The organism is Xylophilus rhododendri, assembly GCF_009906855.1.
GTDB classification, from domain to species: domain Bacteria; phylum Pseudomonadota; class Gammaproteobacteria; order Burkholderiales; family Burkholderiaceae_C; genus Xylophilus; species Xylophilus rhododendri.
The window spans coordinates 4768406-4782995 of the sequence record NZ_CP047650.1 but is presented as its reverse complement, the minus strand read 5'-3'; the positions used below and the strand labels follow the sequence as shown (position 1 = coordinate 4782995).

At 71.1% G+C, this 14590-nt stretch carries 10 protein-coding genes and 1 pseudogene; 9 read left to right on the top strand and 2 right to left on the bottom strand.

Features of this window, described 5'->3' with window-relative positions:
* Position 1: 1 nt before the first annotated feature.
* The 9 genes and pseudogenes from acnD to GT347_RS22115 all read left to right on the top strand — a co-directional run bounded on the left by acnD (position 2) and on the right by GT347_RS22115 (position 12542).
* A pseudogene (acnD, locus tag GT347_RS22155) lies at positions 2 to 2595 on the top strand (Fe/S-dependent 2-methylisocitrate dehydratase AcnD).
* A gap of 305 nt (positions 2596 to 2900) precedes the next feature.
* Entirely contained in the window at positions 2901 to 4097 is a 1197-nt protein-coding gene (gene prpF / locus GT347_RS22150; RefSeq protein WP_160554250.1) for a 2-methylaconitate cis-trans isomerase PrpF, read from the top strand.
* Between the two features lie 138 nt (positions 4098 to 4235).
* The gene (locus GT347_RS22145; RefSeq protein ID WP_160554249.1) at positions 4236 to 4664 is read left to right on the top strand and encodes a hypothetical protein; all 429 of its coding nucleotides are present in this window, start codon (positions 4236 to 4238) and stop codon (positions 4662 to 4664) included.
* Between the two features lie 54 nt (positions 4665 to 4718).
* Positions 4719 to 5837, top strand: coding sequence for an efflux RND transporter periplasmic adaptor subunit (locus GT347_RS22140; RefSeq protein ID WP_160554248.1), 1119 nt, complete (start codon positions 4719 to 4721; stop codon positions 5835 to 5837).
* Position 5838: 1 nt separating this feature from the next.
* Complete coding sequence (locus GT347_RS22135; RefSeq protein WP_160554247.1) at positions 5839 to 8940, top strand: efflux RND transporter permease subunit; 3102 nt, start codon at positions 5839 to 5841, stop codon at positions 8938 to 8940.
* A complete protein-coding gene (locus GT347_RS22130; RefSeq protein WP_160554246.1) occupies positions 8933 to 9235 on the top strand; it encodes a DUF3240 family protein in 303 nt (100 codons plus the stop codon). Before GT347_RS22135 ends, GT347_RS22130 begins: the two co-directional genes overlap by 8 nt.
* Complete coding sequence (locus GT347_RS22125) at positions 9232 to 10467, top strand: TolC family protein (protein WP_160554245.1); 1236 nt, start codon at positions 9232 to 9234, stop codon at positions 10465 to 10467. The genes GT347_RS22130 and GT347_RS22125 overlap by 4 nt, the downstream gene beginning before the upstream one ends.
* Positions 10464 to 12101: a sulfatase-like hydrolase/transferase gene (locus GT347_RS22120; protein ID WP_160554244.1), complete on the top strand. Its 1638-nt coding sequence runs from the start codon at positions 10464 to 10466 to the stop codon at positions 12099 to 12101. Before GT347_RS22125 ends, GT347_RS22120 begins: the two co-directional genes overlap by 4 nt.
* 93 nt (positions 12102 to 12194) lie before the next feature.
* Entirely contained in the window at positions 12195 to 12542 is a 348-nt protein-coding gene (locus tag GT347_RS22115) for a PepSY domain-containing protein (protein ID WP_160554243.1), read from the top strand.
* A 5-nt stretch (positions 12543 to 12547) separates the two neighbouring features.
* Here the strand turns inward: GT347_RS22115 and GT347_RS22110 are convergent, their stop codons facing one another.
* Entirely contained in the window at positions 12548 to 13879 is a 1332-nt protein-coding gene (locus GT347_RS22110) for a sensor histidine kinase (RefSeq protein WP_229722426.1), read from the bottom strand.
* Positions 13876 to 14553 (bottom strand): response regulator, encoded by a 678-nt coding sequence (locus tag GT347_RS22105; RefSeq protein WP_160554242.1) that lies wholly within the window; start codon positions 14551 to 14553, stop codon positions 13876 to 13878. The genes GT347_RS22110 and GT347_RS22105 overlap by 4 nt, the downstream gene beginning before the upstream one ends.
* Positions 14554 to 14590 lie beyond the last annotated feature (37 nt).

The following is a 14590-nucleotide window of genomic DNA, read 5'->3' as shown; positions in this document are numbered from 1 at the left end:
CATGAACCAGCAATACCGAAAACCCCTCCCCGGCACCCAACTCGACTACTTCGACACCCGCGAAGCCGTCGACGCGATCCAGCCCGGCGCCTACGACAAGCTGCCCTACACCTCGCGTGTGCATGCCGAGAACCTGGTGCGCCGCTGCGATCCGGCGATGCTGGAGCAGTCCCTGCGCCAGCTGATCGAGCGCCGGAGCGACCACGACTTCCCCTGGTACCCGGCCCGCGTGGTCTGCCACGACATCCTGGGCCAGACCGCCCTGGTCGACCTGGCCGGCCTGCGCGACGCCATCGCCGACATGGGCGGCGACCCCGCCAAGGTCAACCCCGTCGTGCAGACCCAGCTGATCGTGGACCATTCCCTGGCGGTGGAATTCGCCGGCTTCGACCCCGACGCCTTCGAGAAGAACCGCGCGGTGGAAGACCGCCGCAACGAGGACCGTTTCCACTTCATCGAATGGACCAAGAAGGCCTTCGAGAACGTGGAGGTGATCCCCCCGGGCAACGGGATCATGCACCAGATCAACCTGGAGCGAATGAGCCCCGTGGTGCATGCCAAGGACGGCGTGGCCTATCCCGACACCCTCGTCGGCACCGACAGCCACACGCCCCATGTCGATGCGCTGGGCGTGATCGCCATCGGCGTCGGCGGCCTGGAGGCCGAGAACGTGATGCTGGGCCGCGCCTCCTGGATGCGCCTGCCCGACATCGTCGGCGTGGAACTGAGCGGCCGGCCGCAGCCCGGCATCACCGCCACCGACATCGTGCTGGCGCTGACCGAATACCTGCGCCAGCAGAAGGTGGTCGGAGCCTATCTGGAGTTCTTCGGCGAGGGCGCGGCGGCGCTGACTTTGGGCGACCGCGCCACCATCTCCAACATGACCCCGAGTTCGGCGCCACCGCGGCCATGTTCTCGATCGACCAGATGACCATCGACTACCTGCGCCTGACCGGCCGGGAAGACGAGCAGGTGCGCCTGGTGGAGCTGTACGCCAGGCACACCGGCCTGTGGTCCGACGCCCTGGCCACCGCCGAATACCCGCGGGTGCTGAAGTTCGACCTGTCCACCGTCGTGCGCAACATGGCCGGCCCTTCCAACCCGCACAAACGCCTGCCCACCTCCGACCTGGCGGCCCGCGGCATCGCCGCGCCCTGGCAGGAAGTGCCCGGGCAGATGCCCGACGGCGCCGTCATCATCGCGGCCATCACCAGCTGCACCAACACCAGCAATCCACGCAACGTGATCGCCGCCGGCCTGCTGGCGCGCAACGCCAACGCGCGCGGGCTGGTGCGCAAGCCCTGGGTGAAAAGCTCCCTGGCCCCCGGCTCCAAGGCCGTCGAGCTGTACCTGAAGGAAGCCGGCCTGCTGACAGAACTGGAGAAGCTCGGCTTCGGCATCGTCGCCTTCGCCTGCACCACCTGCAACGGCATGAGCGGCGCGCTGGACCCTGCCATCCAGCAGGAGATCATCGACCGCGACCTCTACGCCACGGCGGTGCTGTCTGGCAACCGCAATTTCGACGGCCGCATCCATCCCTATGCCAAGCAGGCCTTCCTGGCCTCGCCGCCGCTGGTGGTGGCCTATGCGATCGCCGGCACGGTGCGCTTCGACATCGAGAAGGACGTGCTGGGCACCGATGCCGCGGGTAACCCGGTCACCTTGAAGGACCTCTGGCCGACCGACGAGGAGATCGACGCCATCGTCGCCAGCAGCGTCAAGCCCGAGCATTTCCGCCGGGTGTACGACCCCATGTTCAAGATCGGCGTGGCCAGCAGCGAGGCGATCAGCCCGCTCTACGACTGGCGCCCGCAAAGCACCTACATCCGCCGCCCGCCCTACTGGGAAGGCGCCCTGGCGGGCGAACGCACCCTGCGCGGCCTGCGCCCGCTGGCCCTGCTGCCGGACAACATCACCACCGACCACCTCTCGCCGTCCAACGCCATCCTGCTCGACAGCGCGGCCGGCGAGTACCTGCACATGATGGGCCTGCCCGAGGAGGACTTCAATTCCTACGCCACCCACCGCGGCGACCACCTGACCGCCCAGCGCGCCACCTTCGCCAACCCGCAGCTGGTCAACGAGATGGCCGTGGTCGACGGCAAGGTGAAGAAGGGATCGCTGACCCGCCTGGAGCCCGAAGGCACCGTCGTGCGCATGTGGGAGGGCATCGAGGCCTACATGACCCGCAAGCAGCCCTTGATCATCATCGCCGGCGCCGACTACGGCCAGGGCAGTTCACGCGACTGGGCGGCCAAGGGCGTGCGGCTGGCGGGTGTGGAGACCATCGTGGCCGAGGGATTCGAGCGGATCCACCGTACCAACCTGATCGGGATGGGGGTTCTTCCGCTGGAGTTCAAGCCGGGTACCAACCGTCTGACCCTGGGTCTGGACGGAACCGAAACCTATGACGTGGTCGGGCTTCGTCAGCCTCGGTCCGATCTCACCCTGGTCATCCATCGCCGGGATGGCGAGCGGGTGGAAGTGCCTGTGACCTGCCGGCTGGATACGGCCGAAGAGGTTTCGATCTACGAGGCCGGGGGGGTGCTGCAGCGGTTCGCTCAGGATTTCCTGGCTGAAACACAGGCGGCATGAAAACCGACCGTAGGCCGTCGGGCATCGCGCGGGATCATGCCGACGGCGTACCCTGCTCCGCGAATGTCCCCCGGCCTTCGGCCTCCTCCTTTATTTCGCTGCGCAGGGCACGCCATCGTCATGATCGGGTCAGAGCGTGCCTCACCAGCGCGCACGCAGAGCGTGTCCTGGTCCGAGGGTGTCGGGTAGTCCCCGCAGCGAAATCAAGGAGGAGGAATACGCGCAGCGTATTCCGGGGGACATTCGCGGAGGGGACTACCCGGCAGCCTCGGACCTCGCCCTGAACACCAATGGAGCCAAACAAAATGAGCACCGCACCCCAAATCAAGATCCCCGCCACCTACATGCGAGGCGGCACCAGCAAGGGCGTCTTCTTCCACGTCCCGGACCTGCCGGAAGCAGCGCAAAAACCAGGCCCCGCAAGAGACAGGCTCCTGCTGCGGGTCATAGGCAGCCCCGACCCCTACGGCAAGCAGATAGACGGCATGGGAGCTGCCACCTCCAGCACCAGCAAGACCGTGCTGCTGTCCAAAAGCACCAGGCCCGGCCACGACGTGGACTACCTCTTCGGCCAGGTCTCCATCGACCAGCCCTTCGTCGACTGGTCGGGCAACTGCGGCAACCTCACCGCCGCCGTCGGCCCCTTCGCCATCACCAACGGCCTGATCGACCCGGCCCAGGTGCCGCGCGACGGCATCGCCACCGTGCGCATCTGGCAAGCCAATATCGGCAAGACCATCGTCGCCCACATCCCGATGACGAACGGCGCGGTGCAGGAAACCGGCGACTTCGAACTCGACGGCGTTACCTTCCCCGCCGCCGAGGTGCAGCTCGAATTCATCGACCCGGCCGACGAGGGCGACGGCGAAGGCGGCGGCGCCATGTTCCCCACCGGCCAGCTGGTCGATGACCTGGAGGTGCCCGGCGTCGGCACCTTCAAGGCCACGATGATCAACGCCGGCATCCCGACCATCTTCGTCAACGCCGAGGACATCGGCTACACCGGCACCGAGCTGCAGGACGCCATCAACGGCGACCCCAAGGCGCTGGAACGCTTCGAGACGATCCGCGCCCACGGCGCCGTCCGCATGGGCCTCATCTCCACCATCGACGAAGCCGCCAAACGCCAGCACACACCCAAGGTGGCCTTCGTCGCCAAACCCGTCGGCTACACAGCTTCCAGCGGCAAACAGGTCGCGGCGGGCGACGTGGACCTGCTGGTGCGGGCGCTCTCCATGGGCAAGCTGCACCACGCCATGATGGGCACGGCGGCGGTCGCCATCGGCACCGCGGCGGCGATTCCCGGCACCCTGGTCAACCTGGCGGCCGGCGGCGGCGAGCGCCAGGCGGTGCGCTTCGGCCATCCCTCGGGCAGCCTGCGGGTGGGCGCCGAGGCGCGGCTGGTCGATGGGCAGTGGCAGGTCACCAAGGCCCTGATGAGCCGCAGCGCCCGGGTGCTGATGGAAGGCTGGGTGCGGGTGCCCTTCGACCCCGCGGCCTGAAGCCCGGCCCCCGCGCGGGGCTGTCATCGAACCGGCATGCGGCCTGCCTATACTCGCCGCCTGCCGCGGGCGGGACCTGCCCGGCTGGCACCGTTTTTGCAGTTCCACCGGCCCCTTCTTTCCCCTCTCCTTCGCCCCATGTCGAGCACCGCAGGCCGCCGCGCCTGGATGATCCTGCTGGCCCGCTGGCTGTTCGTGCTCTTCGCGATCGTCGAGCAGGCCTCCTCGCCCTGGCACGTCTTCCAGCGCGACTCCTGCGTGGACATGGACTGGCTGAGCCACTGGCACCAACCCACGCCCGCCGACGGCCAGGCCTATGCGGGCAGCCAGGACGAGGAAGTGCCGCTGCTGGGCACCGCCTCCACCACCGTGGGCCGCGCGGCCATCGCCCAGCCCGACCACGGCAGCTACGAGATCGCCCTGGCGCCGGCCAACCCGCAGGTGGCCAAAGCTGCATCGCCGCGCGAGGCCATCGCCATGCGCTGGGGCGCCGGCGGCCCCCGCGCCCCGCCCGACAGCTGGCGAAGCCTGCCGCCTCCACCCCACGCGCCGCCCGTCCAAGCCTGAGAAGCCCTTTTTCGCTTTCCTCATGCTTGGCCGAGCCTCGGCCGTGGAGTTTTCATGTCGTGTTTCCCCAGGCCAGCCATCGCGCTGGCCCTTGCCCTGCTGTGCGCCGCCCTGCCCGCCGCCCATGCGCAGGAACTCAAGCTCAGCCCCGCCCAGCTCAAGACCCTGGGCGTTGAATTCAAGCCCCTGGGTGCGCCCGGCGACATAGAAGGCAGCGCCTACCCCGCCCAGGTGGTGCTGCCGCCGGCCAACGACCAGGTGGTCAGCGCGCCCCTGCCCGGCGTGATCGAGCAGATATTCGTCACCGAGAACCAGGCGGTGAAGGCCGGCACGCCGCTGGTGCGACTGGCCAGCCCCGAGGTCGGAGAGCTGCAGCTGCGCCTGATGGAGTCCGCCACGCAAGACCGGCTGGCCCGCAGCACCCTGCAGCGCGAGCAGTCGCTGTTCCAGGAAGGCATCGTGCCCCAGCGCCGGGTGCAGGAAGCCCAGGCCGCCGCAGCCCAGAGCGATGCCCGGCTGCGCCAGGCCCAGGCCGCGCTGCGCCTGGCCGGGCTGGACCGCGACAGCATCCAGCGCGTGATGGCCGGCGGCGAGGCCGAATCCGCCGTGCTGGTGCGCGCCCGCTCGGCCGGCATCGTCACCCAGATGCTGGCCAAGCCCGGCCAGCGGGTGCCGCAGACCGAGCCGCTGCTGCGGGTGGCCGATGTGTCCACGCTCTGGCTGGACATCCAGGTGCCCAGCGTGCGGCGCGACGCCGTCGCCTCCGCGCCCGGCACGCCGGTCGTGGTGGTCGGCCATGACGCCCGGGCGAAGCTGACCAGCGCCTCGGCCACCGTCAGCGCCAGCCAGACCTTCGTGCTGCGCGCCGAAGTCGCCAGGGGCGCCGCCCAGCTGCGGCCCGGCGAATATGTGCAGGTGCGTGTGCCCTTCGCCAGCCAGGCCTCGGCCGACGGCTGGGCGGTGCCCACCCAGGCCGTCGTGCGCGACCGGGGCCGCACCCTGGTCTTCGTGCGTTCGGCGGCCGGCCTGGTGGCCACGCCGGTGCAGGTGCTGGCCGCCGCGGGCGAGACCACCCGCATCCGCGGCGCGCTCGATGCGCGGCAGGAGATCGCCATCGGCGCCATCGCCGCGCTGAAATCGGCCTGGCAGGCCGCCCACCCGGCGGAGAAGTGAGATGCTGGCCAGGATCGTGCAAGCGGCGCTCTCGCAGCGCCTGTTCGTCGTGCTCGCCGCGCTGGCGGTGGGTGTGGCGGGCTGGTTCGCCTTCCAGAACCTGCCGATCGACGCCTTCCCGGAGGTGTCGAACACGCAGGTGAAGATCATCATGAAATCCCCCGGCATGCCGCCGGAGGAGATCGAGACCCGGGTCGCCGTGCCGCTGGAGATCGAGCTGCTGGGCATTCCGCGCCAGCAGATGCTGCGCTCCATGTCCAAGTACGGGCTGGTGGACGTGACCCTGAATTTCGAGGACGGCACCGACATTTTCTGGGCCCGCCAGCAGGTGGCCGAACGCCTGGCCAATGCCCGCGACCAGCTGCCCGAGGGCGTGAGCGGCGGCATGGCGCCGGTCACCACCCCGCTGGGCGAGATGTTCATGTTCACCGTGGAATCGCCCACCATGACGCTGGCGGAGCGGCGCAGCCTGCTCGACTGGGTGATACGCCCGGCCCTGCGTTCGGTGCCCGGCGTGGCCGATGTGAACACGCTGGGCGGCAAGGTCACCAGCTACGAGGTGGTGCCCGATCCGATGCGCCTGGCGGCCGTCGGCATCACCATGGCGCAACTACAGGCGGCCATCGAGGGCAACAACCGCAACGACGGCGCCGGCCGGGTGCGCGAGGGCGAGGAAGTGCTGCTGGTGCGCGGAGAAGGCCGGGTGCGCAGCCTGGACGACCTGCGCGCCATCGTGGTCCGCCAGGCGGGCGGCCAGCCGATCCGCGTGGGCGACATCGCCACCGTGCGCCAGGGCAGCGTCACCCGCTACGGGGTGGTCACGCAGGACGGCAAGGGCGAGGCGGTGCAGGGCCTGGTGCTCTCGCTGCGCGGCGCCAACGCCAAGGCGGTGGTCGAGGGCGTGGAGGCCAAGCTGGCGGAGATCCAGCCCAGCCTGCCCGAGGGCGTGTCGATCCGGCCCTTCTACAACCGCGCCGCGCTGGTGGAGCGCGCCGTGGGCACGGTCATGCGCGCCCTGCTCGAAGCCACGCTGCTGGTGCTGGTGCTGCTGGGCGCCTTCCTCGGCAACCTGCGCGCGGCCATCGTGGTGGCGGTGGTGCTGCCGCTGTCGGCGCTGATCACCTTCCTGCTGATGGACCTCTACGGCATGTCGGCCAACCTGATGAGCCTGGGCGGGCTCGCCATCGCCCTGGGCATGCTGGTGGACGGCGCGGTGGTGGTGGTGGAGAACGTGGTCGAGCACCTGGGCCGCAAGCCGCCCGGCGACCGCACGCCGCTGCTCCACGTGGTCTTTCGCGCGGTGAAGGAAGTCGCCATGCCGGTGGCCGCCGGGGTGCTGATCATCGTGGTGGTGTTCCTGCCGCTGCTCACGCTCCAGGGCCTGGAGGGCAAGTACTTCGTGCCGGTGGCCATGACCATCGTCTTCGCCCTGGCCGGCTCGCTGGTGCTGTCGCTCACCGTGATCCCGGTGCTGTCCTCCTTCCTGCTCAAGCAGGGCGGCCACCACGAGCCCTGGCTGCCGCGCAAGATGCTGGCGCTCTACAGCCCGCTGCTGGACAAGGCCCTGGCCCATCCCCGCACGGTGTATGTAGCCGCCGCCGCGATGCTGCTGGCCGCCGCCGCCGTCTACACCCAGGTCGGCAAGACCTTCATGCCCAGCATGGACGAGGGCAACGTCATCGTCGGCCTGGAGAAGCTGCCCTCGATCAGCCTGGAGGAGACGGCGGCCATGGACCTGCGCATCCAGCAGCGCCTGATGCAGGAGCTGCCCGACATCGAACGCATCGTCGCCCGCACCGGCTCCGACGAGATCGGGCTGGACCCCATGGGCTTCAACCAGACCGACACCTTCCTTGTCTTCAAGCCCGAGAAGGACTGGGTGATGCCGAGCAAGGCCGCCCTGATGGAGAAAATGCGCGCCGTGCTGGACGACATGCCCGGCCTGCGCTTCAACTTCACCCAGCCGATCGAGATGCGCATCTCCGAGATGGTGATCGGCGTGCGCGGCGACATCGCCATCAAGATCTTCGGCCCCGACATCCGCCAGTTGAACGAGCTGGCCGGGCGCATCGTCGATGTCACCAAGTCCATCCAGGGCAGCCAGGACGTGTTCACCGTGGCCAACGACGGCGTGCAGTACCTGGCGGTGCACATCGACCGCCTGGCCGCCGGCCGCTACGGCTTCAGCGTGGAGGACATCCAGGACACGCTGCGCGCCCAGCTCGAAGGACGGCGCGCCGGCATCGTGATCGACGGCAATCAGCGCATCCCCATCCTGCTGCGCGGGGCGGACAACGTCCTGGTGTCGCCCTCGGACTTCGCCAGCCTGCACATCACCGCCGCCGACGGCCGCAGCGTGCCGCTGCGCGAGATCGCCACCCTGAAGCGCGAGGACGGCCCGGTGAAGATCGACCGCGAGATGGGCAGCCGCTACAACGTGGTGGTGGCCAACGTGGCCGGGCGCGACCTGGTCGGCTTCGTGCAGGAGGCGCAGGCGCGCATCGCCGCCGAGGTGAAGCTGCCGCCCGGCTACCGGCTGAGCTGGGGCGGGCAGTTCGAGAACCAGCAGCGGGCCGCGGCCCGGCTCACGCTGGTGATTCCGGCCGCGCTGGGGGTGATCTTCGTCATCCTCTTCACCCTGTTCGGCTCGATGCGCCAGGCCCTGCTGGTGCTGAGCAACGTGCCCTTCGCCATGGTGGGCGGCATCGTGGCGCTGTGGCTGACGGGGGAATACCTGTCGGTGCCGGCCTCGGTGGGTTTCATCGCGCTGCTGGGCATCGCGGTGCTCAACGGCGTGGTGCTGGTGAGCTACTTCAACCAGCTGCACGCGGCCGGCGCCAGCCTGCGCGACAGCGTGGTGCTGGGCGCGCAGCGGCGCTTGCGGCCGGTGATGATGACCGCCTCCATCACCGCCTTCGGCCTGGTGCCGCTGCTGTTCGCCAGCGGGCCGGGATCGGAGATCCAGCGGCCGCTGGCCATCGTGGTGATCGGCGGGCTGGTGTCGGCCACGGCGCTGACGCTGATCCTGCTGCCGCTGCTGTTCCAGCGCTTCGCCTTTCCCAGGGCCGGCGCGGCCACGAAGCGGGAGGTGCTCCATGGCTGATTTCGTGCTGCACCTGCTCTGCCGGGATTCGGCCGCCGACGCGGCGGCCGACCACCTGCTGTCCATCGCCGGCCCGCTGGGCTTCATCCGCGCGCCCGTCTATTCGCAAGGCGCTTTCCATGCATCGTTGACCAAGGAAGAAGAAGTGATCGGCATGTGCCACATGGTGCGATTCGACATGGTGGTGCGCGAGCGCACGCCCGAGGAACTGCTGCAAGGGCTGTCCAGCGCCCTCAAAGGGCTTGAAGTGCAGTACTGGCTGACACCGGCGATCGCCGCGGGGAGCCTGGCATGAAGCGGCTCTGTCCCCTGCTGGCCCTGGCCGCCTGCCTGGCCGCCCAGGCGCAGGCCACCGACCGCCCCGACCTGCCCGACACCGCCATGGCCCTGGCCGTGATCGATGCCGACCCGGCCGTGGCCCGCGCCCGCTTCGCCCTGGAAGCCGCCCGCCACCGCGGCACGGCCATCGCCGCCGGCCCCTACGAATGGACGATCAGCACCAGCGCCCAGCGGCGGCGCTACCGCACCGGCGAGCCCGATGCGCGTGAATGGTCGGCCGGCCTGGAGCGCACCTTCCGCGCCCCCGGCAAGGCCGGCCTGGACAGCCGCCTGGGCGATGCCCAGGTGCGGGTGGCCAGCGCGCAGTTCGCGCTGGCCCGGCTGGAGGTGGCCCAGTCCCTGCTGGAGATGTGGATGGACTGGGCCGGCGCCGAACGCCTGCGCGCCGCCTGGGCCGCGCAGCAGGATTTCGCCCAGGCCAATGCCGACGCGGTGGGCCGGCGCCAGAAGGCCGGCGATGCCTCGCGCCTGGACGAGAACAACGCCGCCGCCGACCTGGTGGAGGTGCAGCGCCAGCGCGCCGATGCCGACAGCCTGGGCGCCATCGCCCGCGCCCGGCTGCAGGCGCGTTTCCCCCAGCTGCGGCTGGCCGCGCCGCCGCTGCGCGATCCGCTGCCGCTGGACGGCGAGGCGGGCAGCCTGCGCAGCGCCATCCTCGACGGCAACGCCGCCCTGGCGGTGCTGCAGGAGCAGAGCCGCGAGGCCGCGCTCGCCGCCAGCCGCGCCGAGGCCGACCGCACGCCCGACCCCACCCTGGGCGTGAACACCGTCTCGGAAGGCCGGGCCGGCGCCGAGCGGCTGATCGGCCTGACCCTGTCGATTCCGCTCGGCGGCACCTATCGCGACGCGCGGGTGCAGGAGGCGCTGCGGATGCAGGATGCGGCGCAATCGGCCCTGGACGCCCGGTGGCTGGAGCTGGAAGCCCTGGTCGCCGAACGCCTGGCCGATGCCGGCGGCAGTTATGCGCGCTGGCAGTACGCCAGCCGCTCGATGGCCATCACCCGCGACAACGCGCGGCTGACCCAGCGCGCCTTCAGCCTGGGCGAGGCCGACCTGCAGACCCTGCTGCTGAGCCGGCGCCTGTCGGGCGACGCCGCGCTGGGCGAGCTGCAGGCGCGCAGCGCCGCCCTGCGCGCGGGCTACCGGCTGCGGCTGGAGGCGCATCAGCTGTGGGCGCTGGAGCCATGAACGGCGCCGTCACCACGCCTTCCGGCCCGCCCGCACGCCGTGCGCCGCTGGCCGGCCTCGCCGTGTTCGCGGCCATGGTCCTGCTGGTGGTGCTGGGCCACGAAGGCCGGCGCGTGGCCCAGTTGCTGGTGCTGGCGCTCCCGGTGCTGGCCTGGCCGGCCTGGCCGGTGCGCAGCCCGGCCGTGCACCGGCTGCGCGGCGCGGTGGTCTGGCTCTGGGCCATGGCCTTCGCCTTCGATGCGGTGGCCCGCGCCTATCTGCTGGAGGCCTACCAGGCAGCGCCCGACAGCGCCCTGGTGCTGGGCGCGGCGGCCAACACCAATGCCCGTGAGTCGGGCGAATACCTGGCCATGCACTGGCGCAGCCTGGCCGCCTGGTCGGCCGTGCTGCTGGCCGCCGCCCTGGTGTTCGGCCGCTTCGCGCCGCGCGGCGCGCGCGGGCCGGCGGCTGGATCGCGCTGGCTGGCCGGCCTGCTCTGCCTGGCCGTGCTGGCCTCGGCCCTGGCCTATGCCAGCAAGCCCTGGCGGCGGCTGCATCCGGCCGTCTTCTGGTCGCAATGGGGCGGCACGGTGCAGACCCTGCGCGCCGGCTGGGCCGACCGCCAGCAGCAGCGCGAAGCCGTGCTGGCGCGGGCACGCGCTGCCGCGCCGGTGATCGCCGAGACCGGGCCGTCCACCCTGGTGCTGGTCATCACCGACAGCATCAACCGCGACAACATGGCGCTCTACGGCTACGGCCGCGCCACCACGCCGCGCCTGCTGGCCCACAAGGCCCAGCTGCAGGACCAGATGCTGGTGATGCGCAACGCCTGGTCGGTGGACGCCAGCACCCTGCCCTCGGTGCACAACATCCTCAACTTCGGCCAGCCCGAGTCGCAGGACCCGCAGCATGTGCTGGCCCTGGCGCGCGCCGCCGGCTACAAGACCTGGTGGATGAGCAACCACGACGACATCGGCATCGAGCAGCAGCATGCCCGGCTGGCCGATGTGGTGGAGATCGTCAACCGGGTGCCCGGCCGGGCCGGCGCCTCGCTGGACGGCGAGCTGCTCGACTGCCTGCAGGAAGCCCTGGAGGACCCGGCCGAACGCAAGCTGATCGTGGTGCATTTCCTGGGCGCGCATCCGCATTACGCGCTGCGTTTTCCCGATGGCGCCAACCCCTTCGACGACAGCATCGACAGGGTGGAGGAACAGCTCTCCGAACGCGGCCGCTCCGCCTGGGTGCGGCGTTTCCGCCAGGAGTACGACTCGGCCATCCTCTACAGCGACTTCGTGGTGGCCGAGACCCTGCGGCTGGCCCGCGGCGTCGGCCGGCAGGACGGCTACCGCGCCTGGATGTTCCTGTCCGACCACGGCCAGGAGGTCGGCCACGGCGGCGACCATGCGGGCCACAGCCCGCAGACCGCGTCGGGCTACCGCATCCCGGCCATCGTCTGGCGCAACCGGCCGATCGAGCCCCGGGACACGGCCGCCATCGAGGCCCGGCCCTTGCGCACCGACTGGGCCAGCTGGACGCTCGCCGAGCTGCTGCACCTGCGCTGGCCGGGCGATGCCACCGAGCGCGACGCGCTGCGGCCGAACTACCGCTGGCAGCCGCCGGTGCTGCCGATGGCGGTGGAGTCCTTCGAACGCTAGGCAGCACGCATGCAGGCCCGCTCAGTGTGGGCTAAGTGACGGGGCCTAGCCTGCGGGTTACGCAAATCCCTGCGTGCCCTCAGGAAGACATCCATGCAAAAGCATCACAAGACAGCCCTCGCCTGCACCCTCGTGGCCGCGGTGGCCGGCGCGGCCGGCACCCTGGCCCATGCGGACCTCGGCAAGGCGGAGAACGACGCGATGGCCATCGCCAGCGCCAGGTTCAGCCTGGTCCAGGCCGTGGCCGCCGCCGAGCAGGCCGCCAACGGCAAGGCCTCCCGCGCCGAATACGAGCACTCGCGGCAGGGCGGCATCTACGAGGTGGAGGTGGTCAGCGGCGCCAAGGTGTTCGATGTGCGCATCGATGCCGACAAGGGCACCGTGATCTCCTCGGCCGAGGACCGGATGGACCACGACGACGAACACGGCGAGAAGGACTGAAATCCTCAGGCCAGCGGCAGCACCAGCCTGACCCGCAGGCCGGTGGCCGCCGCCTCGTCGCGGTAGGCCAGATCGATGTCGCCGCCGATCCGCGCCAGCAAGGTGCGCACGATGGACAGGCCCAGCCCCGCGCCGGACTGGCTGCTGCCCGGCACCCGGTAGAAGGGATCGAACACCCGTTCGCGCTCCCCGGGCGCGATGCCGGGGCCGGAGTCCTCCACGCAGAGCACGGCGCGGCCCGAGGCCAGGCGCACCGACAGGTCGACCTGGCCGCCTTCGGGGGTGTAGCGCACGGCGTTGTCGACCAGGTTGCGGATGACGGCGGCCAGTTCGAAGGCGTCGAGGCGGACCAGGGCGTCCTGCTCGCCCTCCACGCCGATGTCGATGCCGCGGGCTTCCGCCAGCGGCATCAGGTCCTCCAGTACCTCGCGGAACACCTGCTGCACCGAGGCCGGCCGCGCGCCCTCGCGCGGGACGGACTGCGCCGGGGCCTGAGCGCGCGCCAGGCCCAGCAGCTGGTCGAGCAGGCGGCGGCCGCGCGCGATGCCCTGGCGCAGGGCGGCCAGGCGATCGCGCGCGGGCGCGGACATGTCGGCCTCGGCCAGCCTTTCGGCCTGCAGCGACAAGGCGGTCAGCGGCGAGCGCAGCTCGTGCGCCGCATCGGCCACGAAGCGGCGCTGGACCTGCATGGACTGCTCCACCCGGCCCAGCATGCGGTTGATGGCCACCGCGAAGGGGCGCACTTCCAGCGGCAGCGGCGCCTCGTCCACCGGATGCAGCGCGTCGTCGGCACGCCGGTCGATCTCGCGCGAGAGCACGGCGATCGGCCGGAACATCTTGCGCACCAGGTGCGCCACGACCAGCAGCAGCACCGGCACCAGCACCAGCAGCGGCACCAGGGCGCGCAAGGCGCCTTCGCGGGCGATCTCGTCGCGCAGTTCGGTGGGCTGCAGCACGGCGATGCGCTGGCCGGCGGCACTGCCGCGGACCAGGGCGCGGTAGGTCTCGCCCTGGATCTCCAGGGTATGCAGCCCGTCGGCCAGGCCGGGCGGCAGCGGCAGCGCGCGGGCGGCGGGATGCGGCTCGCCCAGCAGCTGCACCAGCACACGGGAGTCCTCGTCCGAATCCTGCGGGGCGTCCGCCTGCGCGGCGGAGGGCGGCAGCGGCTGCCGGTCGAACAGCAGGGCCACCTGGCGCAGGGTGTCGTCCTGCAGTTCGTGGGCCTCCTCCAGGGCGGCACGGAAGGCCAGGCCGCCCGCCAGCGCGCCGACCAGCAGGATGGCCAGCGCCAGCGAGACCGACAGCCGCAGCTGCAGCGATGCGCCGATGCGCTTCATGCGCCCCTGGATACCCGCCATCCGGCCCCCCGCACGTTCTTGATGATGTCGGTGCCCAGCTTGCGGCGCAGGGCGTGGATCAGGAATTCCACCGCATTGCTCTCCACCTCCTGGCCCCAGCCGTAGATGCGGTCCTCCAGGTCGGCGCGCGACAGGATGGCGCCCGGCCGCAGCAGCAGCGCCTGCAGCAGGGCGAACTCGCGCCGCGACAGCTGCACCGGCGGCGCGGCCCCCCCGGCGCCCTGCACCACCGCCTCGCGGGTGGCGGGATCGAGCGACACCACCCCGTTGCCCAGCAGCGGCGCGCCGCTGCCCGACTTGCGGCGCAGCACCGCGCGCATGCGGGCCAGCAGTTCGGCCATCTCGAAGGGCTTGAGCACATAGTCGTCGGCGCCGCCGTCCAGGCCGCGCAGGCGGTCGTCGAGCGCGTCGCGCGCGGTGACCACCAGCACCGGCACCGGGTTCTGCGCGGCACGCAGGCGGGCCAGCACCTCCAGGCCGTCGGCGCCGGGCAGGCCCAGGTCGAGCAGCACCAGGTCGTAGTGCTGGCAGGCCAGCGCGGCCAGGGCGGCGCTGCCGTCGCGCACCCAGTCGGCGGCGTCGCCGGCATCGGCCAGGGCGGCATGGACGGCCTCGCCGATCATGCCGTCGTCCTCGACCAGCAGCACGCGCATGTCAGCGCGCCCGTGGCGCCTGCATGGCCGGTGTCTC